At 70.5% G+C, this 25,409-nt stretch carries 25 protein-coding genes; 20 read left to right on the top strand and 5 right to left on the bottom strand.

Translation table 11 applies throughout. The features are described from left to right. The first annotated feature begins 191 nt into the window (after positions 1-191). Positions 192-806 carry a TetR/AcrR family transcriptional regulator gene (locus ACMTAK_RS22805; protein ID WP_413812965.1) on the top strand — a complete coding sequence of 205 codons (615 nt, stop codon included), beginning with the start codon at positions 192-194 and terminating at the stop codon, positions 804-806. A 136-nt stretch (positions 807-942) separates the two neighbouring features. Here the strand turns inward: ACMTAK_RS22805 and ACMTAK_RS22800 are convergent, their stop codons facing one another. Together ACMTAK_RS22800 and ACMTAK_RS22795 are read right to left on the bottom strand one after the other, a co-directional pair. Then, complete coding sequence (locus ACMTAK_RS22800) at positions 943-2,112, bottom strand: lipase family protein (RefSeq protein WP_413807917.1); 1,170 nt, start codon at positions 2,110-2,112, stop codon at positions 943-945. A gap of 102 nt (positions 2,113-2,214) precedes the next feature. Then, positions 2,215-3,306 carry an AraC family transcriptional regulator gene (locus tag ACMTAK_RS22795; RefSeq protein WP_413807916.1) on the bottom strand — a complete coding sequence of 364 codons (1,092 nt, stop codon included), beginning with the start codon at positions 3,304-3,306 and terminating at the stop codon, positions 2,215-2,217. 185 nt (positions 3,307-3,491) lie between these two features. Between ACMTAK_RS22795 and ACMTAK_RS22790 the strand changes: the two genes are divergently transcribed. Further along, complete coding sequence (locus ACMTAK_RS22790; RefSeq protein ID WP_413807915.1) at positions 3,492-3,938, top strand: cupin domain-containing protein; 447 nt, start codon at positions 3,492-3,494, stop codon at positions 3,936-3,938. Between the two features lie 128 nt (positions 3,939-4,066). Here the strand turns inward: ACMTAK_RS22790 and ACMTAK_RS22785 are convergent, their stop codons facing one another. Further along, positions 4,067-4,270 (bottom strand): cold-shock protein, encoded by a 204-nt coding sequence (locus tag ACMTAK_RS22785; protein ID WP_014054052.1) that lies wholly within the window; start codon positions 4,268-4,270, stop codon positions 4,067-4,069. Between the two features lie 302 nt (positions 4,271-4,572). On the opposite strand from ACMTAK_RS22785, the gene ACMTAK_RS22780 reads away from it, so the two are divergent. The 6 genes from ACMTAK_RS22780 (at position 4,573) to ACMTAK_RS22755 (ending at position 11,278) form a co-directional block, all read left to right on the top strand. After that, positions 4,573-5,484: a menaquinone biosynthetic enzyme MqnA/MqnD family protein gene (locus ACMTAK_RS22780; RefSeq protein ID WP_413807914.1), complete on the top strand. Its 912-nt coding sequence runs from the start codon at positions 4,573-4,575 to the stop codon at positions 5,482-5,484. Positions 5,485-5,564: 80 nt separating this feature from the next. Beyond that, positions 5,565-7,322: a serine/threonine-protein kinase gene (locus ACMTAK_RS22775; RefSeq protein ID WP_413807913.1), complete on the top strand. Its 1,758-nt coding sequence runs from the start codon at positions 5,565-5,567 to the stop codon at positions 7,320-7,322. 126 nt (positions 7,323-7,448) lie between these two features. After that, complete coding sequence (gene mqnC, locus ACMTAK_RS22770; RefSeq protein ID WP_413807912.1) at positions 7,449-8,648, top strand: cyclic dehypoxanthinyl futalosine synthase; 1,200 nt, start codon at positions 7,449-7,451, stop codon at positions 8,646-8,648. Further along, positions 8,648-9,097 (top strand): imidazolonepropionase-like domain-containing protein, encoded by a 450-nt coding sequence (locus ACMTAK_RS22765; protein ID WP_413807911.1) that lies wholly within the window; start codon positions 8,648-8,650, stop codon positions 9,095-9,097. The genes mqnC and ACMTAK_RS22765 overlap by 1 nt, the downstream gene beginning before the upstream one ends. 54 nt (positions 9,098-9,151) lie before the next feature. After that, entirely contained in the window at positions 9,152-9,844 is a 693-nt protein-coding gene (locus ACMTAK_RS22760) for a demethylmenaquinone methyltransferase (protein WP_413807910.1), read from the top strand. Between the two features lie 123 nt (positions 9,845-9,967). Further along, positions 9,968-11,278 (top strand): geranylgeranyl reductase family protein, encoded by a 1,311-nt coding sequence (locus ACMTAK_RS22755; protein ID WP_413807909.1) that lies wholly within the window; start codon positions 9,968-9,970, stop codon positions 11,276-11,278. A gap of 157 nt (positions 11,279-11,435) precedes the next feature. On the opposite strand, the gene ACMTAK_RS22750 is transcribed toward ACMTAK_RS22755, so the two are convergent. Beyond that, complete coding sequence (locus ACMTAK_RS22750) at positions 11,436-12,218, bottom strand: VOC family protein (protein ID WP_413807908.1); 783 nt, start codon at positions 12,216-12,218, stop codon at positions 11,436-11,438. A 268-nt stretch (positions 12,219-12,486) separates the two neighbouring features. Here ACMTAK_RS22750 and ACMTAK_RS22745 point away from each other — a divergent pair, with 268 nt between their 5' ends. Beyond that, complete coding sequence (locus tag ACMTAK_RS22745; protein WP_413807907.1) at positions 12,487-12,906, top strand: CBS domain-containing protein; 420 nt, start codon at positions 12,487-12,489, stop codon at positions 12,904-12,906. Between the two features lie 82 nt (positions 12,907-12,988). Here the strand turns inward: ACMTAK_RS22745 and ACMTAK_RS22740 are convergent, their stop codons facing one another. Further along, positions 12,989-13,804, bottom strand: coding sequence for a C40 family peptidase (locus ACMTAK_RS22740; protein WP_413102665.1), 816 nt, complete (start codon positions 13,802-13,804; stop codon positions 12,989-12,991). A 712-nt stretch (positions 13,805-14,516) separates the two neighbouring features. On the opposite strand from ACMTAK_RS22740, the gene ACMTAK_RS22735 reads away from it, so the two are divergent. From ACMTAK_RS22735 to nuoK, 11 genes are read left to right on the top strand one after another with little or no spacing between them, the layout of a single operon-like run. Then, the gene (locus ACMTAK_RS22735; protein ID WP_020869381.1) at positions 14,517-14,876 is read left to right on the top strand and encodes an NADH-quinone oxidoreductase subunit A; all 360 of its coding nucleotides are present in this window, start codon (positions 14,517-14,519) and stop codon (positions 14,874-14,876) included. Between the two features lie 32 nt (positions 14,877-14,908). Then, positions 14,909-15,463 carry a NuoB/complex I 20 kDa subunit family protein gene (locus tag ACMTAK_RS22730; RefSeq protein ID WP_020869380.1) on the top strand — a complete coding sequence of 185 codons (555 nt, stop codon included), beginning with the start codon at positions 14,909-14,911 and terminating at the stop codon, positions 15,461-15,463. Further along, positions 15,460-16,203: an NADH-quinone oxidoreductase subunit C gene (locus tag ACMTAK_RS22725; protein ID WP_413807906.1), complete on the top strand. Its 744-nt coding sequence runs from the start codon at positions 15,460-15,462 to the stop codon at positions 16,201-16,203. Before ACMTAK_RS22730 ends, ACMTAK_RS22725 begins: the two co-directional genes overlap by 4 nt. Continuing rightward, positions 16,203-17,537: an NADH-quinone oxidoreductase subunit D gene (locus ACMTAK_RS22720; protein ID WP_413807905.1), complete on the top strand. Its 1,335-nt coding sequence runs from the start codon at positions 16,203-16,205 to the stop codon at positions 17,535-17,537. The genes ACMTAK_RS22725 and ACMTAK_RS22720 overlap by 1 nt, the downstream gene beginning before the upstream one ends. A 17-nt stretch (positions 17,538-17,554) precedes the next feature. Beyond that, a complete protein-coding gene (gene nuoE / locus ACMTAK_RS22715; protein ID WP_051573350.1) occupies positions 17,555-18,364 on the top strand; it encodes an NADH-quinone oxidoreductase subunit NuoE in 810 nt (269 codons plus the stop codon). Next, on the top strand, positions 18,364-19,746 hold the full coding sequence (gene nuoF, locus ACMTAK_RS22710) for an NADH-quinone oxidoreductase subunit NuoF (protein WP_138914455.1): 1,383 nt from the start codon (positions 18,364-18,366) through the stop codon (positions 19,744-19,746). The genes nuoE and nuoF overlap by 1 nt, the downstream gene beginning before the upstream one ends. After that, entirely contained in the window at positions 19,743-22,232 is a 2,490-nt protein-coding gene (locus ACMTAK_RS22705; RefSeq protein ID WP_413807904.1) for an NADH-quinone oxidoreductase subunit G, read from the top strand. The genes nuoF and ACMTAK_RS22705 overlap by 4 nt, the downstream gene beginning before the upstream one ends. A 26-nt stretch (positions 22,233-22,258) precedes the next feature. Next, positions 22,259-23,584 carry an NADH-quinone oxidoreductase subunit NuoH gene (nuoH, locus tag ACMTAK_RS22700; protein WP_413812964.1) on the top strand — a complete coding sequence of 442 codons (1,326 nt, stop codon included), beginning with the start codon at positions 22,259-22,261 and terminating at the stop codon, positions 23,582-23,584. After that, positions 23,577-24,191, top strand: coding sequence for an NADH-quinone oxidoreductase subunit NuoI (gene nuoI, locus ACMTAK_RS22695; protein ID WP_413807903.1), 615 nt, complete (start codon positions 23,577-23,579; stop codon positions 24,189-24,191). Before nuoH ends, nuoI begins: the two co-directional genes overlap by 8 nt. Continuing rightward, positions 24,188-25,111 carry an NADH-quinone oxidoreductase subunit J gene (locus ACMTAK_RS22690; RefSeq protein ID WP_413807902.1) on the top strand — a complete coding sequence of 308 codons (924 nt, stop codon included), beginning with the start codon at positions 24,188-24,190 and terminating at the stop codon, positions 25,109-25,111. The genes nuoI and ACMTAK_RS22690 overlap by 4 nt, the downstream gene beginning before the upstream one ends. Further along, entirely contained in the window at positions 25,108-25,407 is a 300-nt protein-coding gene (gene nuoK, locus ACMTAK_RS22685) for an NADH-quinone oxidoreductase subunit NuoK (protein WP_046084223.1), read from the top strand. Before ACMTAK_RS22690 ends, nuoK begins: the two co-directional genes overlap by 4 nt. Positions 25,408-25,409: the final 2 nt, after the last annotated feature.

Genomic DNA, 25,409 nt, shown 5'->3' with positions numbered 1-25,409 from the left:
GAGCTGAACGGGGCACGGTGCGTGGTCAGTTGAAACTTTGATGTCGTCGGGCGGCCGTGGCAAGAGCGCTGACGGTGGTCCCGCGTAGGCTTGTCCGCGATATGTGTGCGGGGGCACGATCGAAGGGGGCGGCCTGCGTGGGCGGGGCGACGGGGAGCAAGCGCGTGCCGCGGGCGGTGCGGGAGCAGCAGATGCTGGACGCGGGGGTGCGGGCCTTCGCGCGCAGCGGCTATCAGAACGCCTCGATGGACGACATCGCCGAGCTGGCCGGGGTCTCCAAACCGCTGGTCTATCTCTATCTCAACTCCAAGGACGAGCTGTTCACGGCGTGCATACGGCGGGAGGCAGCGGCGCTGGTGACCGCGGTCCGGGCCGCCGTGGAGCGGGACGCGCCCGCCGACCGGCAGTTGTGGAGCGGGTTGAGCGGCTTCTTCGCGCACACGGCCGAACATCCGGACGGCTGGACGCTGTTGCATGTGCAGGCCCGTACGCAGGGGCGGTCCTTCGCCCGTGAAGTGGTCGCGATGCGGGCGGAGATCGTGGCGTTCGTGACGCAGCTGATAGGCGCGGCGGCGCGGGAGCAGGCATGCGGAGAGGCGCGCGCCCGGACCCTCGCGGGCACCGAGGTGTCCGGGCTCGCGCACGCGCTGGTGGGCGCGGCCGAGTCGCTCGCGGACTGGACGGCGGACGGGCGAGCGGGCGGGCCGTCGGCCAAGGAGGCCGCGGCCACCCTGATGAACTTCGCCTGGGCCGGGCTGGGAAACCTGCTCCAGGGGCAGGGGTGGTCGCCCGAGCGGGTCGGCTGAAGGGCGGGTCGGCTGACGGATGGGCGGCGTCGTACGGTGTCCGCCGGGCCTTACGCGGTGCGGTTGCCCACGTGCCGGGTCCGTCCGCCGGGCCTCACGCGGCGCGGTTGCCCGCGCCGGGCCCGTCAGCGGGGCCTCACGCGGCGCAGTCGCCCCGCGTCGGCTCGTCCGCCAGCCGTCCGGCCATCCACTCCAGGGCCGCCGGTATCCCGGTCACCGCCGTGGTGACATGGTCCAGCGGATAGTCCCTCCACTCCACCGGCACACCCCGGGCGCACCAGCGGTCGCGCAGCGCCGCGCCGACCCGGTACGGGATCAGCTCGTCCAGCGTGCCCTGGTAGAGGTAGACGGGGTGGTCGGGGGAGCGGGTGCCCAAGAAGGAGGCGCGGAGCGCCAGTTGCCAGGCCGGGCTGGCCAATGGATCCCTTACGGTCACCTCGGACCTGTGCCGGAAGAGCCCGCCGATGGTGCTGAGCGGCACGCAGTTCCGCTTCATGAACTCCACATAGCCGCGGCCCCGGTCGTTGAGGTACGAGTCGAGCCGCAGCGCGGGGAAGGCCGCGTCCTGTCCGGTGAGCGCCATAAGGGCGAGCCCGGCGCCCGGTCCGCCGTCGTTGTACTCCAGCGTCGTGGGGAGGTCGGCGGGCACGCCTCCGGCGACCGTGCCCTTCAGCCGTAGCTCGGGGGCGTAGGAGACGTGCAGTTCGGCGGCCCAGCCGGCCGCCTGGCCGCCCTGGGAGTAGCCCATGATGCCCACGGGCGCGTCCGGTGAGAGCCCGGCCTCCGGAAGCCGTTGGGCGGCGCGCGCAGCGTCCAGGACGGCGTGGCCCTCGGACCGGCCGGCCGTATAGGTGTGGTCGTCCGGGGTGCCCAGCCCCTCGTAGTCGGTGACGGCCACGGCCCAGCCGCGGCGCAGCGCGAGGTCGATCAACTGGGCCTCGCCCGAGGTGCCCCGCGGGAACCGGCCGGACACCGCGCAGCCGTCGGCGAGGCCGACCGCGCCGATGCCCCAGGTGAGGAGCGGCCGGGAGCCCTGCTTGCCGTCGTCGGGGACGAGAATCGTGCCGGAGACGACGTCGGGGCGGCCGGTGGCGGTGGTCGAACGGTAGGTGATGTGCCATGCCTTGGTGGCGGCCGGCACCCCTGGCTGGGTGTGGAAGGCGGTGGGGGCGGAGGTGACGATGTCGCCGGGTCTGCCGGTGCCGGCGGCCGAGGTGCCCGATGCGGCGGCGGCCGGGGCGGCGGGTAGCGCCGAGGTCAGGGCGAGGGCGGCGAGGCCGGCGAGCACGGTGGTGCGGACGCGCATACGGCTCTCCCAACGGTGCGGGTGGTGCGCCTTGTTGGTGGTGGTGAGTCGCTCTGCGAGGACCGTAGGGACGAGCGAGGCGTCTGTGGCTGACCGGGGCGCTCAGATGTGCTGACTCCACATCTCATGTCGGTATGCGCCCGGTGTTGTCCCGGTCCAGCGCCGGAACGCCCGGTGGAACGCCGTGTCCTCGGAGAAGCCCAGCCGTAAGGCCAGATCGGCGATGGGTTCGACCCCCTCGGCCAGGCTGCTGACCGCCTCGTCACGCCGCACGGTGTCCTTCAGCTCCTGGAAGGACGTGCCCTCCTCGCGCAGCCGCCGCCGCAGTGTCGCCGGGCTGACCGCCAGCCGGGCGGCGACCTCGGGCAACTCCGGGAGCCGCGCGGTGTGCCGGGCGCGTGGAACGTCGGCCGGGCCGCCGCGCGTCCGCAGCGCACCCGTGAGCGCGTGCCGTACCTGCTCGGCGACGGTCGTGCCGTAGTCGCGGCGGCTGAGCAGCCCGGCGGGCGCGTGCCGCAGCAGCGTCCGGAGCGTGGACTCGTCCTGGACGACGGGGGCGGTCAGCCAGCGGCGGTCGAAACCGGCCGCGGTGCGCGGTGCCCCGAAGCGGGGCGGGCAGCCGAAGAGCGGTTCGTAGTCATCGGCGTACGGGGGCGGGGGGTACGCGAACTGGGCCCACAGCAGCGGGATCCGGCGCCCGATCAGCCAGCCCGCGACCCGGTGCCAGATGAGCATGAGCCATTCGGCGACGATATGGCTCTCGGCCGCCGTAAGGGCGTCCTCATGCGGGCCCAGCCCGCCGCGCAGGGCGAACACCGCCTCCCGGCACTGGCCCGCGCCGCGTTCCAGGGCCAGATTGGGGCCGCCCGGGAAGAGCCGGTAGAAGCGGGCGCCGCGCTCCACCGCCGTGCCGAGGTCGGGGCAGCCCAGCGAGGCGTAGCACATCATCGCGAAGGTGCCGGGCCGGCTGCGGACGGTCCCCAGCCCCAGGAACTCGTCCCCCGTGGCCCGGTGCAGGGCGCGCACCAGCCGGGCGAACTGCTCGGGGGAGACGCGGGCGCGGTCGTCGGTGAGCAGCAGTGGGGGTATCCGGGCCCGCTGGAGCAGGGGGACGGTGTCGAGGCCGAGCCGCTGCGCACCGCGCAGCGCGGCCCGCACATGGTGCACCGTCACCGCCCGCCGCCCGTGCCCCATGGCCAAAACCGTAGCCTGCGCGGGCACACCGCGTCAGCGGTGCGTCGCCGGGTCCCTACACGCCGTGAGCACCGTAAGGACGACATGAGCGCCTCAGGGGCGGTGTGTGAGCGCCTTGAGAAGGGCGTGCGGCCTACGGGCTATCCTCGACGGGCCCGGACGGACGTGTGAGAGCGGGGAACGACATGGCCACGACCCGACGGCCCGCGACGGCCGAATGGCTCGGTCTCGAGCCGCATCCGGAGGGCGGCTGGTACCGGGAGACCTGGCGCAGCGATGTCACGGTGCGGCCGCCGGGTTACGACGGCGAACGCGCGACCGCCACGGCGATCTACTTCCTGCTGACTCCCGGTGAGGAGTCACGCTGGCATGTGGTGCGCTCGGCAGAGCTGTGGCTGTGGCACAGCGGCGGCCCGCTGCGGCTCCGGTTGGGCGGTACGGGCGACACCCCGGAGGCGGCTCCAACGGAGGTGCTCCTGGGCCCCGATGTCGCCTCCGGCCAGTGCCCCCAGGCCGTCATCCCGCCGGGCGTCTGGCAGGCGGCCCGTCCGGAGACGGACGAGGAGGTCCTGGTGAGCTGTGTGGTCTCTCCGGGTTTCGACTTCGCCGACTTCCGGCTGCTGGAGGACTGATCACATCCAGGCACAGGGCCCGGAGCCAGGGGCCCAGAGCCAGGGGGCCCGAGCCACGAGCCCCAAAAGGCAGGAGCCCCGCCTCCCCGCTGCGCGGGGAGCAGGGCTCCTTGGGTGGTGCTGCTTGATCAGACGGGGCTGACGTTCTCCGCCTGCGGGCCCTTCGGGCCCTGGGTGACGTCGAAGGTCACGGCCTGGTTCTCCTCAAGAGAACGGAAGCCGGTCGCGTTGATCGCGGAGTAGTGAACGAAGACATCGGGGCCGCCGCCGTCCTGGGCGATGAAGCCGAAGCCCTTCTCGGCGTTGAACCACTTGACGGTTCCGGTAGCCATAAGCCCTCCTTGGGCCAAAGGGTTGCCCTGCTCCAGAACCTGCAAGAAGTCTGAAAACTACAAAAGCCTGCGGTTACATGCTCCGCAGGCTCTGTACTGCAAGGAAACCAAACTGCAACTTGCGGCGAGCCTAGCACGCTCCGTGTGCGCGAGGAAAGAGCCGAAGATCACGAAAACGAGGGGTTTCCCGGGCCTCTGAGGTGGATAAGATCGCAGGTCGAGCGCCTACGTGCCAGTCAGCACAAGGCTACCGGTCCACCCCGCCGCCGTTACCCGGGGCGAGCGGGGCTAGCCTCCGAGACGTGGACAATTCACCGAGTTCCCCCTCGCGGAGTACACAGGACGCCTCAGAAAGCCTCAGACCGCCCCGCGGTCATCGGCTGAGTCGGCCAAAAGTGGGGCACATCCAGTACCTCAATTGCATGCCGTTGTACTGGGGCCTCGCCAGGACCGGATCGCTCCTGGATTTCGACCTCACCAAGGCGTCTCCCGACGCCCTGAACGACCTGCTGGTCCGTGGTGATCTCGACATCGGCCCGATCAGCCTGGTGGAGTATCTGCGCAATGCCGACGATCTCGTCGCGCTCCCGGACATCGCGGTGGGCTGTGACGGGCCCGTGATGTCCTGCGTGATCGTCTCGCAGCTGCCGCTCGAGCAGCTGGACGGGGCGCGCGTCGCACTCGGTTCCGCCTCGCGTACCTCCGTACGCCTGGCCCAACTGCTGCTCGCCGAGCGGTACGGACTCGCCCCCGACTACTACACCTGCCCGCCCGACCTCAGCCTGATGATGCAGGAGGCCGAGGCGGCGGTGCTGATCGGCGACGCCGCGCTGCGGGCCAACCTCCATGACGCGCCCCGGCTGGGTCTGCGGGTCCACGACCTGGGGCAGATGTGGAAGGAGTGGACCGGACTCCCCTTCGTCTTCGCGGTGTGGGCCGCCCGCCGCGAGTACCTGGAGCGGGAGCCGGAGATCGTCCGGCAGGTCCACGAGGCGTTCCTGTCCTCGCGGAACCTCTCCCTGGAGGAGGTCGGCAAGGTCGCCGAGCAGGCGGCGCGCTGGGAGCAGCTCGAGGCATCGGTGCTGGAGCGGTACTTCACCACCCTCGACTTCAGCCTCGGCCAGGCGCAGTTGGAGGGCATCGCCGAGTTCGCCCGCCGTACGGGGCCGACGACCGGATACCCCGCGGACGTCCGGGTCGAGCTGCTGAGCTGACCTTCCCGACCGCACGACCTGCGGTGGATGGCCGGAACACCCCCTAAGCTGGACCGGCGCACGGAGGGGGAGGCAACGCGATGGATCCGCTGGGAGCGGACGATCCGCAGGTCATCGGCGCCTATCGGCTGCTCGGTCGGCTCGGTTCCGGCGGTATGGGCCGGGTCTTTGTGGGCCGCAGCGCGGGCGGGCGCACGGTCGCGGTGAAGGTCGTGCACGCCCATTTCGCGCTGGACGAGGAGTTCCGCGCCCGTTTCCGGCGCGAGGTCGACGCCGCGCGCCGGGTCGGCGGCGCCTTCACCGCGCCGGTCCTGGACGCCGACCCGGAAGCACGCATTCCGTGGGTGGCCACCGGCTATGTGGCGGGCCCTCCGCTCAACCAGGCCGTGTCCGACGAGGGGCCGCTGCCCGAGTCGTCGGTGCGGGCGCTGGGCGCGGGACTCGCCGAGGCACTGGCCGCGGTGCACGCCCTCGGCCTGGTCCACCGCGACGTCAAGCCGTCCAACGTGCTGCTCGCGCTCGACGGTCCGCGGCTGATCGACTTCGGCATCGCCCGGGCCACCGAGGGCACGGTGTCGCTGACCACGACCGGTGCCTCCATCGGCTCGCCCGGCTATATGGCGCCCGAGCAGATCCTGGGCGAGAACGTCGAGGGCGCGGCCGATGTCTTCTCGCTCGGCGCGGTGCTGGCGTACGCGGCGACCGGTGAACCGCCGTTCCCGGGCGACACCTCGGCCGCGCTGCTGTACAAGGTGGTGCACGACGAGCCCCGGTTCGGCCGCGAGCTGACCGGGGAACTGCGCGATCTGGTCGCCGCGTGCCTCGCCAAGAACCCGGCCGACCGCCCCACCCCCGAGCAGATCGTGCGGCGCCTCGCCCCGGAGGACGGCGCCTCGGGGCTGGCGAGGCCGGGCTGGCTGCCGGGGGCGCTGGTCGAGCGGGTGAGCCGGCAGGTGGTGGAGCTGCTCGACCTGGAGGCCGAGGCCGTGGCCCCGCCGTCCGCGCCCGAGCCGTCCGATGCCCGGCCGTCCGTCACGGAGCCGCCCGCCGCCGAGCCCTCCGACGCCACGCCGTCCGTCGAGGACCGTCCGACCCCGCCGCCCACCCCGGCCCTGGGACCGGCCCCGGCCGCGCCCGTGCTGGGCGCCTTCGGCCCGCCCGACCCGTCGTACGCCGACAGGCCGCGGGGGGAGGAGGATCAGTCCGCCGCCCACCCGCTCCCCGCCCCGCCGTCGTCGAAGCCGGGCGGCGGCCGCAGTGTCTCGCTCTCCGCCGCCGTCGGCGGTAAGAAGCGCCCCAAGGCGCTGAGCTGCACGCTGGTGCTGTCCGTCGCGGGCGCGCTGGCCGCCGCGACGACCGCCGCCGTGCTCTTCCAGGTGCTCCCCGGCGGCTCCGACGACAGTTCCGACCAGAACGCCGGCAGCAAACCCCGTCCGTCCGCCACGGAACAGCGGCCGGGAGCCGGGGACACCGGATCCGGGAAGGGCGATGTGCCCAAGGGGTTCATCGGCACCTGGCAGGGCGATCTGACCTCCGACTCGGGCATCCCGGTGGGCACCCTGACCATCACCTTCCGGCAGGGGCCCACCGGGCGGGACGTCGCCAGTGGCCGGGTCAAGCTGTCGGTGCTGCGCTGCGACTTCACATGGAAGCTGGTCTCGGCGGCCCCGAAACAACTCCACCTCGACGCGCGCCTCAAGGGCTCCGAGCCCCAGCAGGGGTGCAGCGACGCCTCGACGGACGAGCGGTTCACCCTCACGTCCGACGGAACGATCAGCTACAAGGCGAAGGACGAACAGGCGGGCGATCCCACGGGCACCCTCCGCAAGCTCAAGTGAGCGCGGAGCGACGAATGCGGTGAGTGCCGGGGGCTACAGATGTGCCTGGCACGTACTCGTACAGGCGTACAGGCCCTGGCGTAGTCTGGGTCGGTCCACCCATAAACCTCCGAAAGGTACGCCCCGGTGACCGCAAACGCAGAGGTGCAGGCACTCCTCGACCGCGCCGCCGACGGGGGTCGGATCACCCCGCAAGAGGCGCTCGACCTTTACCGCTCGGCTCCGCTGCACGCGCTGGGGGCCGCGGCCGACGCGGTCCGGCGCCGTCGCTACGCGGGCACCGAGCACATCGCGACGTACATCATCGAACGGAACATCAACTACACCAATGTCTGCGTGACGGCGTGCAAGTTCTGCGCCTTCTACGCCCCTCCGAAGGACACCGCGAAGGGCTGGAGCCGCGACCTCGACGACATCCTGCGCCGCTGCGCGGAGACCGTCGAGCTGGGCGGCACGCAGATCATGTTCCAGGGCGGCCACCACCCGGACTACGGGGTGGAGTACTACGAGAAGCACTTCTCGGCGATCAAGCAGGCGTTCCCGCAGCTGGTGATCCACTCGCTGGGGGCCTCCGAGGTCGAGCACATGGCGCGGATCTCGGGCGTCTCGGCCGAGGAGGCCATCCGCCGCATCCACGCGGCCGGTCTCGACTCCTTCGCGGGCGCGGGCGCCGAGCTGCTCCCGGAGCGGCCGCGCAAGGCCATCGCGCCGCTGAAGGAGTCCGGTGAGCGCTGGCTGGAGATCATGGAGATCGCCCACAACCTCGGTGTGGAGTCCACCTCCACCATGCTGATGGGCACCGGCGAGACCAACGCCGAGCGGATCGAGCACATCCGCATGATCCGCGACGTACAGGACCGGACGGGCGGCTTCCGCGCCTTCATCCCGTACACCTACCAGCCCGAGAACAACCATCTGAAGGGCCGTACGCAGGCCACCGTCTTCGAGTACCTGCGGATGATCGCCATCGCCCGGCTGTTCCTCGACAACGTGGCCCATATCCAGGGTTCCTGGCTGACCGTCGGCAAGGAAGCCGGCCAGCTGGCCCTGCACTACGGTGCGGACGACCTGGGCTCGGTGATGCTGGAGGAGAACGTGGTCTCCTCGGCGGGCGCCCGCCACCGGTCCAACCGGATGGAGCTGCTCCACCTCATCCGCGCGGCCGGGCGGGTCCCCGCGCAGCGCGCCACGACCTACGAGCACCTGGTGGTGCACGACGACCCGGCGAACGACCCGGTCGACGACCACGTCGTCTCGCACCTGTCCTCGACGGCGATCGACGGTGGCACGGCCCACCCCGAGCTGACGGTGATCCAGGCGTCCTGATGCTCACGCTCCACGCGGCGCCCGTCGTCCGGACCACCCCCGGCGACGCGGCGCCGCTGCACGACGCCGCCGTCGCGGTCGACGGCGACCGCATCGCGGCCATCGGCCCCCTGGCGGAGCTGCGGGAGACCTATCCGCGGGCCCGGGTGCGGGAGTGGCCCGGGGAGCTCGGCCCGGCCCTGGTCCACGAGGGCCCGGTGCCGGACGCGCCCAGCCCGCGGGAGCGGATCCACGCACTGCTGCGGCGGGGCGCGACCGCCGTCCTGGCCCACCACCTCGGCGACGCCGAACTGCGCGCGGCCGCCCACCGGGGCGGCATCGCCGTCCTGGACCGGCCGCGCCCGCCCGCCCTCGCCCCGGCGGTCCGAGCCGACCTGGCCGTCTTCGACGCGGACGGTGCCTGCCTGGCCACGGTGGTGGCCGGGCGGCTGGTGCACCGGCGCCGCTGAGGCACGCCGGGCCCCGGCCGGGGGCGCGGGGCCCGCGAGGTGAACAATGGGGGCGTGAGCCGAGCATCCCTGGACAAGCAGCCGCACGAAGTCGCCGCCATGTTCGACGACGTGGCGGCCAAATACGACCTCACCAACGATGTGCTGTCGCTCGGGCAGGCCCGGCTGTGGCGCAAGGCCGTCGCCCGGGCCGTGGACGCGCGCGCCGGTGAGCGGGTGCTGGACCTGGCCGCCGGTACGGGGACGTCCTCGCTGCCGTTCCGGGAGGCGGGCGCGTACGTGGTGCCGTGCGACTTCTCGCTCGGGATGCTCCGCGAGGGCAAGAAGCGCCATCCCAGGCTGCCGCTGACGGCGGGCGACGCGACCCGGCTGCCCTTCGCGGACGGGGTCTTCGACGCCGTCACGATCTCCTTCGGCCTGCGGAACGTCCAGGACACCCTGGGGGCGCTGGGCGAGATGCTGCGGGTGACCCGGCCCGGCGGACGGATCGTCATCTGCGAGTTCAGCCATCCCACATGGCAGCTGTTCCGCACGGTCTACACCGAGTACCTGATGCGCGCGCTGCCGCCGATCGCGACGTCGGTCAGCAGCAACCCGGACGCGTATGTCTACCTCGCCGAGTCCATCCGCGCCTGGCCGGACCAGCCCGGTCTCGCCGCCCGGCTGCGTTCGGCGGGCTGGGAGCGCCCGGCCTGGCGCAACCTCACCGGCGGCGTGGTGGCCCTCCACCGGGCGTACAAGCCGTAAGGCGGCCGGTAACCGGGACAGAGCGGCCCTTCGCGAGTGCCGGAGTATCGCCCCCCATAGACTGCAGCTGTCCAGTGCCCGGCGCGACCGGCACGCCGTTACCGAGGCTTGGGGAGACCCCGCGTGAGCGAGACCGCACCCACCGAGAGCGCGTCCTCCAGGTTCTCGGAGCGCAGCGCCGATGTGATCGTCGTCGGCGCCGGACCGGCCGGCTCCACCACCGCGTACTACCTCGCCAAGGCGGGGCTGGACGTGCTGCTGCTGGAGAAGACGGCCTTTCCGCGCGAGAAGGTGTGCGGTGACGGCCTGACCCCGCGCGCCACCAAGCAGCTCGTGTCCATGGGCATCGACATCTCCGAGGAGGCGGGCTGGCTGCGCAACCGGGGCCTGCGGATCCTCGCCGGCGGGGTGCGGCTCCAGCTCGACTGGCCGGAGCTGGCCGCGTACCCCGACTACGGCCTGGTCCGTAAGCGCGACGACTTCGACGAGCAGCTGGCGCGGCAGGCCAGTAAGGCCGGGGCGCGGCTGTACGAGCGCTGCACTGTGGGCGCCCCGATCATCGACGGGCGCACCGGCCGGATCACCGGGGTCGAGGCCAAGCTGGGCGAGGAGAAGACGCCTGTCACCTTCCACGCGCCCCTGGTGGTCGCCGCCGACGGCAACTCCACCCGGCTCTCGCTCGCCATGGGGCTGCACCGGCGCGAGGACCGTCCGATGGGCGTGGCCGTGCGGACGTACTTCACCTCGCCCCGCCATGACGACGACTACCTGGAGTCCTGGCTGGAGTTGTGGGACCGGCGCGGCGCGGAGGACCGGCTGCTGCCCGGCTACGGCTGGATCTTCGGCATGGGCGACGGCACGAGCAATGTGGGCCTGGGCGTCCTCAACACCTCGTCCTCCTTCAAGGAGCTCGACTGGCGCGAGGTGCTCAAGGCGTGGTGCGCCTCGATGCCGGAGGACTGGGGCTACACCCCGGAGAACATGACCGGCCCGATCCGCGGCGCCGCGCTCCCCATGGCCTTCAACCGCCAGCCGCACTACACCCGCGGGCTGCTCCTCGTCGGGGACGCGGGCGGCATGGTCAACCCGTTCAACGGGGAGGGCATCGCCTATGCGATGGAATCCGGGCAGATCGCCGCGGATGTGATCGTCCAGGCAAATGCCCGCGCCACCGCCTCCCAGCGCGAACTGGCCCTCCAGCGCTACCCGAAGGTCCTCAAGGACACCTACGGCGGCTACTACACGCTGGGCCGGGCTTTCGTGAAGCTGATCGGCAACCCGAAGGTCATGAAGCTGGCGGCGCAGCGCGGGCTGACGCATCCGATGCTGATGCGGTTCACGCTCAAGCTGCTGGCGAATCTGACGGATCCGACGGGCGGCGACGCCATGGACCGCATCATCAACGGCCTGACGAAGGTGACCCCGCGCGCCTGACGGCCCCGTAAGGGCCTCGCTCGACCGAGGGCGGCCGGCGCCCCGAAGGGGCGCGGGGCTGTATGAATATGCGGCTCCGCCGCGGGGGCGCGACCAGCCACGACGGCGCCGCAGATGGCTCGACGACGTATGTATTGCGGCCCTCCCAGCGGAGCGCTTACGCGCCGGGGCCGCCGCTCGCTATGACGCCGAACGGCGCCCGGCCCGCATCCGTCAGCCACGCCATCCGGCCGATTCCCTCGGCCGACATGGCCGGCATCAGCACCGAACCGCCCAGATCCTGCCCCCTGGCCACCACCGCGTCGCAGTCCGTCACCTCGAAGTACGGCAGCCACTGCGGCGGTGTCGAATGTCCCTCCTGGAGCTGGGCGACGCCGCCGAAGGAGCCCTCCCGGCCGGCGCCGGACGTCATCAGCACCGTGTACGACCCGCCGGGGAAGGACATCTCCTCGGTGTCCCAGCCGAAGATCTTGCGGTAGAAGGCGAGATCCTTGGCGGGATCGGGGGAGTGCAGCTCGGTCCAGCACAGGGTGCCGGGGTCGGTGACCGCGTCCAGCCCCGCCGTCCTGCCGGGCTGCCAGACGGCGAAGCGGGCGCCGCCGGGGTCGGTGAACTGGGCCATCCGCCCTTCCTCGAAGACGTCGAACGGAGCGAGCCGCACCGTGCCGCCCGCCTGCTCGACGGTCTTGGCGGTCGCCTCGGCGTCGGGGGTGTGGAAGTACGGCGTCCAGGCGGAGCGCGCGCCCTCCTCGGTGAGCGGCCCGACGGCCGCGACGGTCTTACGGTCCAGGGTGAAGAAGCCGTACCCGCCCGCTTCGGGGCCTGCCGACTCGAAGCGCCAGCCCAGCAGGGAGCCGTAGAAGGCCACGGCCGCTTCGGTGTCGGAGGCGCCCAGATCGAGCCAGTTGGGGGCGCCGGGGACGTAATCGGTGGTGAGCATGGGGCGCTCCTTCGACGGTCGGGCGCGAAGGCGCAGGGGAGTTCTGCCGGAGTGTTCTGCCGGAGGTGGTCTCGTTCTGTCCGGGATTGCCTCGTTACTCAGTCTGGCACCGGGTACCGACAGCCGCCGCCGGGCTCGACATGACGTCGCCGTGCGGCGGTGGTGACAATGAAGGCAGGGGGCGCCGTGTGCGCCAGCCGCGGCGACGCCGGACCGAGGGGCCCACAGGGCCGGATCCACCGCCGGTGGGCCTGGCAGGAGGTACACCATGACGAAGGCAGCGGACATCATGCACCCGGGCGCGCAGTGGATACCGGAGAACGAGACGGTGCTGCGTGCCGCCCAGCTGATGCGGGAGCTGGGTGTGGGGGCCCTGCCGGTCAGCGACGCCAACGAGCGGCTGTGCGGCATCGTGACCGACCGCGACATCGTCGTCGATTGCATCGCGGAGAGCGCCGACCCCTCGGGGACGCCCGTCGGGGCGCTCACCAAGGGCACCCCGCGCTGGATTCCGGCGGACGCCGATGTCAGGGACGTCCTGCGGGAGATGGAGGAGCACAAGATCCGCAGGCTCCCGGTGATCGACCAGAACAAGCGGCTGGTCGGAATGATCTCCGAGGCGGATCTGGCCCATCACCTCAGCGACGACCTCCTCGGCGAGTTCGTGGAGAAGGTGTACGCGCAGTAGGGAGGGAAGGACGTGAGGCCGCCGTCCACGGCGGGAACGGCGGCCTCAGGATCCAGAGATGACCGGCGGGCGTCCGGGCGTCTTACAGGACGCGCACGGCCCCGGTGGGCATGTCGTAGTCCAGCGGGCGCTCGACGATCCCGGTGCTCGAGTTCTGGGCGCCGATGAACTTGCCGCCGCCGACGTAGACGCCGACGTGGTACGCGCTGCCCGCGCTGCCCCAGTAGAGCAGGTCGCCCGGCTGCAGGGAGTCCAGCGAGACCGGGGTGCCGGCGGTGGACTGGTCCTGCGAGACCCGCGGCAGGCTCACGCCGACCTGCTTGAAGGCGGCCTGGGTCAGCCCGGAGCAGTCGTAGGAGGACGGACCGCTGGAGCCGAGCACGTACGCCTTGCCCAACTGCGCCTTGAGGAAGCTGATCAGGGTCGCGGCATTGCCGGAGGCGTTGCTGACGCTGGTGGTGGAGAGCGTGGTGCGCTCGGCGGAGCGCGACGCCTTCGCCGCCTGGGCCTTGGCCTCGGCCGCCCGCTTGGCGGCTGCCTTACGAGCCTCCTCCCGGGCTTCCTTCGCCTTGCGGTCGGCCTCCGCCTTGGCTTTCTTGGCGGCGATCTTCGCGTGGGCGGCCGCCTGGTCCTTCTGGGCCTGGAGCTCGTAGTCGGACGCAGCCTGCTGGGTGGCGTCCGCGGTCTGGGCGGCCGTGCTCGCCAGCGTGGCGCTGACGGTCGGCATCTCCAGGGTGGACTCGGCGGGAGCGGCGTTGTTCTCCGTGGCGGAGGCGGGCACGGCGGCACCGGCCACCGCGAGGGTGAGGAAGCCACCGGTCACCCCTGCGCGGAGCGCACGCGTCGACGTGGCACGGCGGGGCTTCCGGTGGCTGGGTATGTGTGCGACTGGGGACATAGGTCACTGGCTACCAGGGCCCTAAGGCCCAGATCAACAAAAGTGGGGTGCGCCACATTTGGCGTGCACACGACCAAAAACCGGGCCAAATGATCTCCGCGGCTCACTCAGTCGGCTTGCCCGCATTTCGCGATCATGTGTCTACGCACGGCATTTGACGGCCAAACCAGGGCAGCGCGGGACCTACCACCGATCTGGCCCGCATACAAAGGATTCCCGTGAAATCTAGATCCACAACCCGTCTGGGCGTGGGATAGCTCACTCGCTCCGACCCGCTCGTGAACGCGTGCGCGGAGCGGTGATCATGAACGGCCGCGAACCCGTGATCGATCGCCCCGGGACGAAGGTCACCCATGAGGATGGAAGGCGCTTATCAGTCGACGTCGTCCAGAGCAAATTTGCATGTATGTACCATGTCTTGGTAGGGGCGCAACGCGCTCACCTGTGATGACGTCTCCGAATGTCACTTCTCGTGGTCGTTCGGATGCTTCGCGTACAAGATCACCGCTCATCCGACTTCATGATCCTTCGTCAGGTGGTGGAGATCACAAAGACGTTGTCGTACCCCGTGTCGCAGATCACAGACCGACGGGCATAGGATGCAGGCGAAACGGGCTTGTGAACTGCCTCACATGTGCGCGATCTTCGTGGGGCGGCGGCATGTCCGTGCGGTCCGCCAAGCAGTCATCGTCGACTGAAGGGAGCGAGGACGGTGAACGCATACGCGCCCATCCTCGTACTGGGAGCCCTCGGGGCAGGTTTTGCGATCTTCTCGGTTTTCATGGCCGCGATCATCGGCCCCAAGCGCTACAACCGGGCCAAGCTCGAAGCCTATGAGTGCGGCATCGAGCCGACTCCGCATCCGGCCGGCGGTGGGCGCTTCCCCATCAAGTACTACCTGACGGCGATGCTCTTCATCGTCTTCGACATCGAGATCGTCTTCCTCTACCCCTGGGCCGTCACCTTCGACGCCCTCGGCCTGTTCGGGCTCGTGGAGATGCTCCTCTTCGTGCTCACGGTCTTCGTCGCCTACGCCTACGTGTGGCGGCGTGGCGGCCTGGAGTGGGACTAAAGGGGCTCTAGAGGAGATAGGGGAAACATCGCATGGGTATCGAAGAGAAGCTCCCGAGTGGGTTCCTGCTCACCACCGTGGAACAGGCCGCCGGGCTGGCCCGTAAGTCCTCCGTCTTCCCGGCCACCTTCGGCCTGGCCTGTTGCGCCATCGAAATGATGACCACCGGCGCGGGGCGCTACGACCTCGCGCGCTTCGGCATGGAGGTCTTCCGCGGCTCGCCCCGCCAGGCCGATCTGATGATCGTCGCCGGGCGCGTCAGCCAGAAGATGGCCCCGGTGCTGCGCCAGGTCTATGACCAGATGCCGAACCCGAAGTGGGTCATCTCCATGGGCGTCTGCGCCTCCTCCGGGGGGATGTTCAACAACTACGCGATCGTGCAGGGCGTCGATCACATCGTCCCGGTCGACATCTATCTGCCCGGCTGTCCGCCACGGCCCGAGATGCTCATGGACTCGATCCTCAAGCTGCACGAGAAGATCCGCGAGGAGAAGCTCGGCGTCAATCGCGAGCGTGCGGCCCGTGAGGCGGAGGAAGCGGCGCTGAAGGCGCTGCCGATGATCGAGATGAAGGGGCTGCTTCGGTGAGCGAGGCCAACGGGGCCAACGGGGTCAACCCGGACAAGGACCTCAACGCTGAGAACCTCCCCGGCCGCCGCGGCGACCAGGGCGAGCCCATCCGCGTCCAGCGCGGGATGTTCGGCGCCAACAACGGCGGCGACACCACCGGCTACGGCGGGCTGGTGCGCCCCGTACGGCTGCCAGGCCAGGCCACCCGGCCGTACGGGAGCTGGTTCGACGAGGTCGCCGACGAACTCGAGGGCGCGCTCGAGGAGCAGTCGCTGCTCCCGGAGAACGCGATCGAGAAGACCGTTGTGGACCGCGGTGAGCTGACCTTCCACATCGCCCGGGAGCACCTTCCGCGGGTCGCCCGGACCCTGCGCGACGACCCGGCGCTCCGCTTCGAGCTGTGCACCGGCGTCAGCGGAGTCCACTTCCCCGGCGACAAGGGCCGTGAGCTGCACGCCGTCTACCACCTGCGGTCGATCACCCATGGCCGGATGCTCCGGCTGGAGGTGAGCGCTCCGGATGACGACCCGCACATCCCGTCGATCGTCGATGTCTATCCGACCAACGACTGGCATGAGCGCGAGACCTACGACTTCTTCGGCCTGATCTTCGACGGTCATCCCGCGCTGACGCGGATCATGATGCCCGACGACTGGCAGGGCTTCCCGCAACGCAAGGACTACCCGCTCGGCGGCATCCCCGTCGAGTACAAGGGCGCCCAGATCCCGGCTCCGGACCAGCGGAGGTCGTACAGCTGATGACTGCCCCCCACGCAACGCCTTCCGCCTCCGCGCGCGAGACAACAGAAGGCACCGTCTACACCGTCACCGGCGGCGACTGGGACGAGGTCGTGGCCGCCACGGCGAAGGCCGACGACGAGCGGATCATCGTCAACATGGGTCCGCAGCACCCCTCCACCCATGGGGTGCTCCGGCTGATCCTGGAGATCGACGGTGAGACGGTCACCGAGGCCCGCTGCGGAATCGGTTATCTGCACACCGGAATCGAGAAGAACCTCGAATTCCGGAACTGGACGCAGGGCACCACCTTCGTGACGCGCATGGACTATCTGACGCCCTTCTACAACGAGGCGGCGTACTGCCTGGGCGTCGAGAAGCTGCTCGGCATCGAGGACCAGGTCCCTGACCGCGCCTCGGTGATCCGGGTGCTGCTGATGGAGCTCAACCGGCTCTCCTCGCATCTGGTGGCCATCGCCACCGGCGGTATGGAGCTCGGCGCGACCACCATCATGATCTACGGCTTCCGGGACCGCGAGCTGATCCTGGACGTCTTCGAGCTGATCACCGGTCTGCGGATGAACCACGCGTACATCCGGCCCGGCGGGCTCGCCCAGGACCTGCCGCCGGGGGCGGTCGACCAGATCCGGGCCCTTCTGAAGACGATGCGGAAGAACCTGCCCGAGTACGACAAGCTCGCCACCGGGAACCCGATCTTCAAGGCCCGGCTCCAGGACGTGGGCTACCTCGACCTCGCCGGCTGCATGGCGCTGGGCGTCACCGGCCCGATACTGCGGGCCACCGGGCTGCCGCACGATCTGCGCAAGACCGATCCGTACTGCGGCTATGACACCTATGACTTCGAGGTGCCGACCGCCGAGACCTGCGACGCCTACGGCCGGTTCCTGATCCGGCTGGAGGAGATGCGTCAGTCGCTGCGGATCGTCGAGCAGTGCCTGGAGCGGCTGGAGCCGGGCCCGGTGATGGTCGCGGACAAGAAGATCGCCTGGCCCGCGCAGCTCGCGCTCGGCCCGGACGGCCTCGGCAACTCCCTTGACCACATCAAGAACATCATGGGCACCTCCATGGAGGCCCTGATCCACCACTTCAAGCTGGTGACCGAGGGGTTCCGGGTCCCGCCCGGACAGGCGTACACGGCGATCGAGTCGCCCAAGGGCGAACTGGGCGCCCATGTGGTCAGCGATGGCGGCACCCGCCCGTATCGCGTCCACTTCCGCGACCCGTCCTTCACCAATCTGCAGGCCGTGGCGGCGATGTGCGAGGGCGGCCAGGTCGCCGATGTGATCGTCGCCGTCGCGTCCATCGACCCCGTGATGGGAGGAGTGGACCGGTGACTGATGTCCAGCTGGGGATGCCGGAGCTGCCGGCCCCCGACTACCCGGCCGAGGTGCGCACCCGGCTCGAGGAGGACGCCCGGGAGGTGATCGCCCGCTACCCGGACAGCCGTAGCGCGCTGCTGCCGCTGCTGCACCTGGTGCAGTCCGAGGAGGGCCATGTCACCCGCACCGGCATGCGGTTCTGCGCCGAGATGCTGGGCCTGACCACCGCCGAGGTCACCGCGGTCGCCACCTTCTACACGATGTACCGGCGCAAGCCCTCCGGCGACTACCAGGTGGGGGTGTGCACCAACACCCTGTGCGCGGTGATGGGTGGCGACGCGATCTTCGAGGAGCTGCAGAGCCACCTGGGCGTGGGCAACGGGGAGACCACCGAGGACGGCAAGGTCACCCTGGAGCACATCGAGTGCAACGCGGCCTGCGACTACGCACCCGTGGTGATGGTCAACTGGGAGTTCTTCGACAACCAGACCGTCGAATCCGCCAAGGCGCTGGTTGACGAGTTGCGGGCGGGCCGGACCGTCGAGCCGACCCGGGGCGCGCCGCTGTGCACCTACAAGGAGACCGCCCGCATCCTGGCCGGCTTCCCCGACGCCCGTCCGGGCGCCGTCGAGGCCGGTGGCTCCGCGGGGCCCGCCTCGCTGGTCGGGCTGCGGCTGGCCAAGGGTGAGGTCGCCCCCGGCCGGGTCGTCTCGCCGAGGTCCGCGGACGCCCCGCAGGACGAGGCGCCGCCGACGCATCCCAGCTCGCACGACGCGCCGCAGCGGACCTCCGCCTCCGATCCGCACCACCCGGCCGGTCCGGTCGCCGAGGAGGGGGAGTGATGACCGTGACAACCGAGATCAATGGGCACAGCCCCGAGAAACTGCTGGCACCCGTGCTCTCCGCGTTCTGGGACCAGCCGAACTCCTGGTCCCTGCGCACCTATCTGCGCCACGAGGGCTACGAGGGCATGCGCAAGGCCCTCGCGATGGACCCCGACGCGGTGATCGCGCTGGTGAAGGACGCGGGTCTGCGCGGCCGCGGCGGCGCCGGCTTCCCCACCGGGATGAAGTGGCAGTTCATTCCGCAGGGCGACGGCAAGCCGCACTATCTCGTCGTCAACGCCGATGAGTCGGAACCGGGCACCTGCAAGGACATCCCCCTTCTCTACGCCAATCCGCACTCCCTCATCGAGGGCATGATCATCGCCTGTCATGCCATCCGCTCCGAACACGCCTTCATCTATCTGCGCGGCGAGGTCGTCCCCGTGCTGCGGCGGCTGCACGAGGCCGTGCGCGAGGCGTACGAGGAGGGCTACCTCGGCACCGCGGAACAGCGGAGGCGGAAGCTCGGGGTGGACGGACTGCCCGGTCTCGACATCACCGTGCACGCGGGCGCCGGTGCGTACATCTGTGGTGAGGAGACCGCGCTGCTGGACTCGCTGGAGGGCCGCCGCGGCCAGCCCCGGCTGCGGCCTCCCTTCCCCGCGGTCGCCGGTCTGTACGCGTGCCCCACTGTTGTCAATAACGTCGAATCCATCGCCTCGGTTCCCGCGATCCTCAACAAGGGCAAGGAATGGTTCCGTTCGATGGGCAGCGAGAAGTCCCCGGGCTTCACGCTCTACTCGCTGTCCGGCCATGTGGCCAACCCCGGACAGTACGAGGGCCCGCTCGGGATCACCCTGCGCCAGCTGCTCGACATGAGCGGCGGGATGCGCCCCGGCCACCGGCTGAAGTTCTGGACCCCGGGCGGCTCGTCCACCCCGCTGCTCACCGATGAGCACCTCGACGTCCCGCTGGACTACGAGGGCGTGGGCGCGGCCGGGTCGATGCTGGGTACCAAGGCGCTCCAGTGCTTCGACGAGACCACCTGTGTGGTGCGGGCCGTGACCCGCTGGACCGAGTTCTACGCGCATGAGTCCTGCGGCAAGTGCACACCCTGCCGCGAGGGCACGTACTGGCTGGTCCAGTTGTTGCGCGACCTCGAGGCCGGCAAGGGGCGCATGGAGGACCTCGACAAGCTGGCGGACATCGCCGACAACATCAACGGCAAGTCCTTCTGCGCCCTCGGCGACGGCGCGGCCAGCCCCATCTTCTCCTCGCTGAAGTACTTCCGCGAGGAGTACGAGCAGCACATCACCGGCGGAGGCTGTCCGTTCGACCCGGCCAAGTCCACTGTGTGGGCCGACGAGCCGCGCTCCACTCACCTGGGGGTGAACGCATGACCGTGACCACCAACGCACCCTCGTCGGGCGGGGAGGCGGCGGTGCCGCGAGAAGATCTGGTCTCCGTCACGATTGACGGGATCGAGATCTCCGTCCCCAAGGGGACGCTGGTCATCCGAGCCGCCGAACTGCTCGGCATCGAGATCCCGCGGTTCTGCGACCATCCGCTCCTCGACCCGGCCGGCGCCTGCCGCCAGTGCATCGTCGAGGTGGAGGGCCAGCGCAAGCCGATGGCCTCCTGCACCATCACCTGCACCGACGGGATGGTGGTCAAGACGCAGCTCACCTCGCCGGTGGCCGAGAAGGCCCAGCGCGGGGTGATGGAGCTGCTGCTGATCAACCACCCGCTGGACTGCCCGGTCTGCGACAAGGGCGGTGAATGCCCGCTCCAGAACCAGGCGATGAGCGCCGGACAGGCCGACAGCCGGTTCGAGGGCCAGAAGCGGACGTTCGCCAAGCCGGTCCCGATCTCGGCCCAGGTGCTGCTGGACCGCGAGCGCTGTGTGCTGTGCGCGCGCTGCACCCGCTTCTCCAACCAGATCGCGGGCGATCCGATGATCGAGCTGCTGGAGCGGGGCGCGCTCCAGCAGGTGGGCACCGGCGAGGGCGACCCGTTCGAATCGTACTTCTCCGGGAACACCATCCAGATCTGCCCGGTGGGCGCCCTGACCTCGGCGGCGTACCGATTCCGCTCCCGCCCCTTCGACCTGGTCTCCTCGCCGAGTGTGTGCGAGCACTGCGCCGGCGGCTGCGCCACCCGCACCGACCACCGGCGCGGCAAGGTCATGCGGCGGCTGGCGGCGGACGACCCCGAGGTCAACGAGGAGTGGATCTGCGACAAGGGGCGCTTCGGCTTCCGCTACGCCCAGCTGCCGGAGCGGCTCACCACCCCGCTGGTGCGCGACCGCGAGACGGGGAAGCTGGAGCCGGCGAGCTGGCCCGAGGCGCTCGACGCGGCGGCCGAGGGGCTCAGCATGGCGCGCGGCCGCACCGGCGTGCTCACCGGCGGCCGGCTGACCGTCGAGGACGCCTACGCCTACGCGAAGTTCGCGCGGCTCGCCCTGGACACCAACGACATCGATTTCCGGGCCCGCCGGCACAGCGACGAGGAGGCCGACTTCCTGGCCACCCACATCGCGGGCCGGGGGCGTGACCTGGACGGTGGCGGACTCACCTACACCGCGCTGGAGAAGGCACCGGCCGTGCTGCTGGTCGGCTTCGAGGCCGAGGAGGAGTCGCCCGGCGTCTTCCTGCGGTTGCGCAAGGCGCACCGCAGGCACGGACAGCGCACCTTCTCGCTCGCCACCCACGCCACCCGGGGCCTCGAGAAGGCGGGCGGCACTCTGCTGCCGGCCGCCCCGGGCACCGAGACCGAGTGGCTGGACGCCATCGCGGGCCGCACCGGTCTGGACGCGGACGGGGAGCGGGCCGCCGAGGCGCTGCGCGAAGAGGGCGCGGTGATCATCGTCGGCGAGCGGCTGGCGTCCGTGGCGGGCGGGCTCACCGCCGCCGTACGGGCCGCCGCCGCCACCGGGGCCACGCTCGCCTGGATCCCGCGCCGCGCGGGGGAGCGGGGCGCGATCGAGGCGGGGGCGCTGCCCGGGCTGCTGCCCGGCGGCCGCCCGGCCCATGACCCGCGGGCCCGTGAGGAGGTCTCCTCCGTCTGGGGCACCGTCGACCTGCCGCACCAGGTGGGCCGGGACACCGGCCAGATCATCGAGGCCGCGGCGGTCGGCGGGCTCGGCGCGCTGGTGGTCGCGGGCGTCGAGGTCGCCGATCTGCCCGATCCGGCGCGGGCCCTGGAAGCCCTGGCCGCGGTGGACTTCGTGGTCAGCCTGGAGCAGCGGCCCTCGGAGGTCACCGAGCGGGCCGATGTGGTGCTGCCGGTCGCGGCGGTCGTCGAGAAGTCCGGCACCTTCCTCAACTGGGAGGGCCGGGCCCGGCCGTTCGAGGCCGCACTCAAGCCCGACCAGATGACCCGCCGCCATACGCTCCCGGACGCCCGGGTGCTGCACATGCTGGCCGACGCGCTGGACGCGCCCCTGGACCTGCCGGACGTCGAGGCCGTACGGGCCGAGATGACCCGGCTCGGCACCTGGCAGGGCCCGCGCGCCACCGCCTCGCTGGAGACGGGCGGTCCGCTGCCCCGGCCGGCCGAGGGCGAGGCGGTCCTCGCCGGCCATCGGCTGCTGCTCGACCAGGGCCGGCTCCAGGACGGCGATCCGGCGCTGGCCGGGACCCGCCACGCGGCCGTGGCCCGGCTGTCGGCGGCCACGGCGGACGAGGCCGGGGTCGAGGACGGTCAGCTGGTCCGCGTCACCGGCCCGGCCGGATCGGTCCAACTGCCGCTGAGCGTCACCGCGATGCCCGACCGGGTGGTCTGGCTGCCGCTGGCCTCCGTCGGCGGTGGTGTCCAGCGTGATCTGGGGGCCCGCCCCGGCGATGTCGTGACGATCACTGCCCCCGCGACGGAGGTGACCCAGTGAGGATTCTCGCCGCAGAGGACCTGTCGATGTTCGGCCGCGACCCGTGGTGGCTGATCGTGATCAAGGCCGTCTTCTGCTTCGCGTTCCTGATGGTGACCGTGCTCATCTCCATCGTCATGGAGCGCAAGGTGGTCGGCTGGATGCAGCTGCGCATCGGGCCCAACCGCCACGGCCCCTGGGGCATGCTCCAGTCCCTCGCGGACGGCGTGAAGCTGATGCTCAAGGAGGACGTGGTCGTCAAGGGCGCGGACAAGGTGGTCTACGTCCTGGCGCCGGTCGTGGCGGCCATCCCCGCCTTCATGGCGGTCGCGGTGATGCCGTTCGGCCCGGCCGGCGGCGAGGTCTCGGTCTTCGGGCACCGCACCGCGATGCAGCTGACCGATCTGCCGATCGCCGTCCTCTACATCCTCGCCACCGCCTCGGTCGGCATCTACGGCATCGTGCTGGCGGGCTGGTCCTCCGGATCGACGTATCCGCTCCTGGGGGGCTTGCGCTCCTGCGCCCAGATGATCAGCTACGAGATCGCGATGGGGCTCTCCTTCGCGGCGGTCTTCCTCTACTCCGGGTCGATGTCGACCTCGCAGATCGTGGAATCGCAGCAGGACCGCTGGTACGCGGTGCTGCTGCCGGTCTCGTTCCTCATCTACATCGTCTCGATGATCGGTGAGACCAACCGGGCGCCGTTCGACATGCCGGAGTCCGAGGGCGACCTGGTCGGCGGCTTCAACACCGAGTACTCCTCGATCAAGTTCGCGATGTTCATGCTCGCCGAGTACATCAACATGGTCACCGTCTCGATGGTCGCCGTCACCCTCTTCCTCGGCGGCTGGCGGGCGCCCTGGCCGATCAGCACCTTCTGGGAGGGCGCCAACCACGGCTGGTGGCCGCTGCTGTGGTTCGTCGGCAAGGTCGTGACGTCGCTGTTCGTCTTCATCTGGGTGCGCGGCACGCTTCCGCGCGTCCGCTACGACCAGTTCATGAAGCTGGGCTGGAAGGTGCTCATCCCGATCTCGATGGTCTGGCTGATGCTGGTCGCCACCGTCCGGGCGCTGCGCAACGAGAACTACGACTACCAGGACATCGTGCTCTACGTGGGCAGCGCGGTGATCGCACTGCTGCTGCTGTCCTTCGTGGTCGACTTCTTCCGCGACCGTTCGGCGCAGGCCGAGGCCGGAGCGGAACAGGGACCGGAGCCCGCCTTCGATCCGATGGCGGGAGGTTTCCCGGTGCCACCGCTGCCCGGCCAGACCTTGCCGCCCGTCCCCCGCCGACGTCCGCGCACCGAGCGTGAGTTGATTGTCAGTGGTGGCCCCGACACTGTCAGTGACGGAAAGGAGGCCGACGGTGTCTGACTTCCAGAATCCGGTGGCCGGCTTCGGCGTGACCTTCAAGGCCATGTTCAAGAAGCGGCTCACCGAACAGTACCCAGAGGTGAAGAAGCCCACCGCGCCCCGCTTCCACGGACGCCACCAGCTCAACCGGCATCCGGACGGGCTGGAGAAGTGCATCGGCTGCGAGCTGTGCGCCTGGGCCTGCCCCGCCGACGCGATCTATGTGGAGGGCGCGGACAACACCGACGAGGAGCGCTACTCGCCCGGCGAGCGCTACGGCCGCGTCTACCAGATCAACTATCTGCGCTGCATCCTGTGCGGCCTGTGCGTCGAGGCGTGCCCCACCCGGGCGCTGACCATGACCAATGAGTACGAGCTCGCCGACCGCACCCGCGAATCGCTCATCTACACCAAGGAGGAGCTGCTCGCGGGCCTCGAGGACGGCATGGTCGACTCCCCGCACGCCATCTACCCCGGCACCGACGAGCAGGACTACTACCGGGGCCTGGTGACCGAGGCCGCGCCCGGCACCACCCAGCAGGCCGCGGTCAGCAAGGGCGAGACCCTGTCCGACCAGGCCGCGGGGAACGAGGAGTCGCAGGAGCGACAGCAGGGGGTGCAGGCATGAGCGGCGGCACTCTGGCCGCGGCGGCCTCCACCACCTCCACCGGTGAGGCCCTCCAGTTCTGGGTGCTCGGCACCGTCGCCGTGATCGGCGCGCTGTGCACGATCCTGATGCGCAAGGCCGTGCACAGCGCCCTGTGCCTGGCGGGCACCATGATCGTCCTGGCGGTCTTCTACCTCGCCAACGGCGCGTACTTCCTGGGCGTCGTCCAGATCGTCGTCTATACCGGCGCGATCATGATGCTGTTCCTCTTCGTGGTGATGCTGGTCGGTGTCACCGCCGCCGACTCCCTCAAGGAGACCCTGAAGGGGCAGCGCTGGCTCGCCGCCCTCTGCGGGCTCGGCTTCGGCATCCTGCTGTGCGCCGGGATCGGCAATGCCTCGCTGAAGACGTGGAACGGCCTGGGCCAGGCCAACTCCGGCGGCAATGTGGAGGGCCTGGCGTCGCTGATCTTCACCAAGTACGTCTTCGCCTTCGAGATCACCGGCGCGCTGCTGATCACCGCGGCGGTCGGCGCGATGGTGCTGACCCATCGCGAGCGCACCGAGCGGGCCCGTACCCAGCGCGAGCAGTCCGAGGCGCGGGTGCGCACCGGCCGGAACGTGCCGCCGCTGCCGGCGCCCGGTGTGTACGCGCGGCACAACGCGGTGGACATCCCCGGTCTGCTCCCCGACGGCACCCCGTCCGACCTCACCGTCAACGCCACGCTGCGCGGCCGCGGTCAGATCCGGGACGTCTCCAGCGAGGCGCTGGCCGAGCTGGCGGCGCTGGAGCAGCGCTCGCAGCGCTGGCTGGGCCGGAAGAACGAGACCGGCAAGCCGTCCGGGGGCCCCGGGAAGCCGGGCGCTTCCGAGGACGGCGAAAACGGCGAAGACGGCGAGAGCGCGGGCAGTGCGCCGAATCCGAGGGGAGTCGCCAAGTGAATCCGGTCAACTACCTCTACCTGGCCGCCCTGTTGTTCACCATTGGTGCGGCCGGCGTCGTCATCAGGCGGAACGCGATCGTCCTCTTCATGTGCGTCGAGCTGATGCTGAACGCGTGCAACCTGGCGTTCGTCACCTTCTCCCGGCTGCACGGCAATCTCGACGGCCAGATCATCGCCTTCTTCACGATGGTCGTGGCCGCGGCGGAGGTTGTGGTCGGTCTCGCGATCATCGTGACCATCTTCCGCTCCCGCCACTCGGCCTCGGTCGACGACGCCAGCCTGATGAAGCTCTAGAA

It is taken from the genome of Streptomyces lacaronensis (genome assembly GCF_047337785.1).
In the GTDB taxonomy this organism is placed as follows: domain Bacteria; phylum Actinomycetota; class Actinomycetes; order Streptomycetales; family Streptomycetaceae; genus Streptomyces; species Streptomyces lycopersici.
This window is presented reverse-complemented; position numbering and strand designations above follow the sequence as displayed.

Excerpts from the sequence above, each read along its gene's own strand:
- ACMTAK_RS22805 (WP_413812965.1), top strand. The coding sequence starts at position 192 with ATGCTGGACGCGGGGGTGCGGGCCTTCGCGCGCAGCGGCTATCAGAAC.
- ACMTAK_RS22800 (WP_413807917.1), bottom strand. The coding sequence starts at position 2,112 with ATGCGCGTCCGCACCACCGTGCTCGCCGGCCTCGCCGCCCTCGCCCTG.
- ACMTAK_RS22795 (WP_413807916.1), bottom strand. The coding sequence starts at position 3,306 with ATGGGGCACGGGCGGCGGGCGGTGACGGTGCACCATGTGCGGGCCGCG.
- ACMTAK_RS22790 (WP_413807915.1), top strand. The coding sequence starts at position 3,492 with ATGGCCACGACCCGACGGCCCGCGACGGCCGAATGGCTCGGTCTCGAG.
- ACMTAK_RS22785 (WP_014054052.1), bottom strand. The coding sequence starts at position 4,270 with ATGGCTACCGGAACCGTCAAGTGGTTCAACGCCGAGAAGGGCTTCGGC.
- ACMTAK_RS22775 (WP_413807913.1), top strand. The coding sequence starts at position 5,565 with ATGGATCCGCTGGGAGCGGACGATCCGCAGGTCATCGGCGCCTATCGG.
- ACMTAK_RS22765 (WP_413807911.1), top strand. The coding sequence starts at position 8,648 with ATGCTCACGCTCCACGCGGCGCCCGTCGTCCGGACCACCCCCGGCGAC.
- ACMTAK_RS22750 (WP_413807908.1), bottom strand. The coding sequence starts at position 12,218 with ATGCTCACCACCGATTACGTCCCCGGCGCCCCCAACTGGCTCGATCTG.
- ACMTAK_RS22745 (WP_413807907.1), top strand. The coding sequence starts at position 12,487 with ATGACGAAGGCAGCGGACATCATGCACCCGGGCGCGCAGTGGATACCG.
- ACMTAK_RS22740 (WP_413102665.1), bottom strand. The coding sequence starts at position 13,804 with ATGTCCCCAGTCGCACACATACCCAGCCACCGGAAGCCCCGCCGTGCC.
- ACMTAK_RS22730 (WP_020869380.1), top strand. The coding sequence starts at position 14,909 with ATGGGTATCGAAGAGAAGCTCCCGAGTGGGTTCCTGCTCACCACCGTG.
- ACMTAK_RS22720 (WP_413807905.1), top strand. The coding sequence starts at position 16,203 with ATGACTGCCCCCCACGCAACGCCTTCCGCCTCCGCGCGCGAGACAACA.
- nuoE (WP_051573350.1), top strand. The coding sequence starts at position 17,555 with ATGCCGGAGCTGCCGGCCCCCGACTACCCGGCCGAGGTGCGCACCCGG.
- nuoF (WP_138914455.1), top strand. The coding sequence starts at position 18,364 with ATGACCGTGACAACCGAGATCAATGGGCACAGCCCCGAGAAACTGCTG.
- ACMTAK_RS22705 (WP_413807904.1), top strand. The coding sequence starts at position 19,743 with ATGACCGTGACCACCAACGCACCCTCGTCGGGCGGGGAGGCGGCGGTG.
- nuoH (WP_413812964.1), top strand. The coding sequence starts at position 22,259 with ATGTTCGGCCGCGACCCGTGGTGGCTGATCGTGATCAAGGCCGTCTTC.
- ACMTAK_RS22690 (WP_413807902.1), top strand. The coding sequence starts at position 24,188 with ATGAGCGGCGGCACTCTGGCCGCGGCGGCCTCCACCACCTCCACCGGT.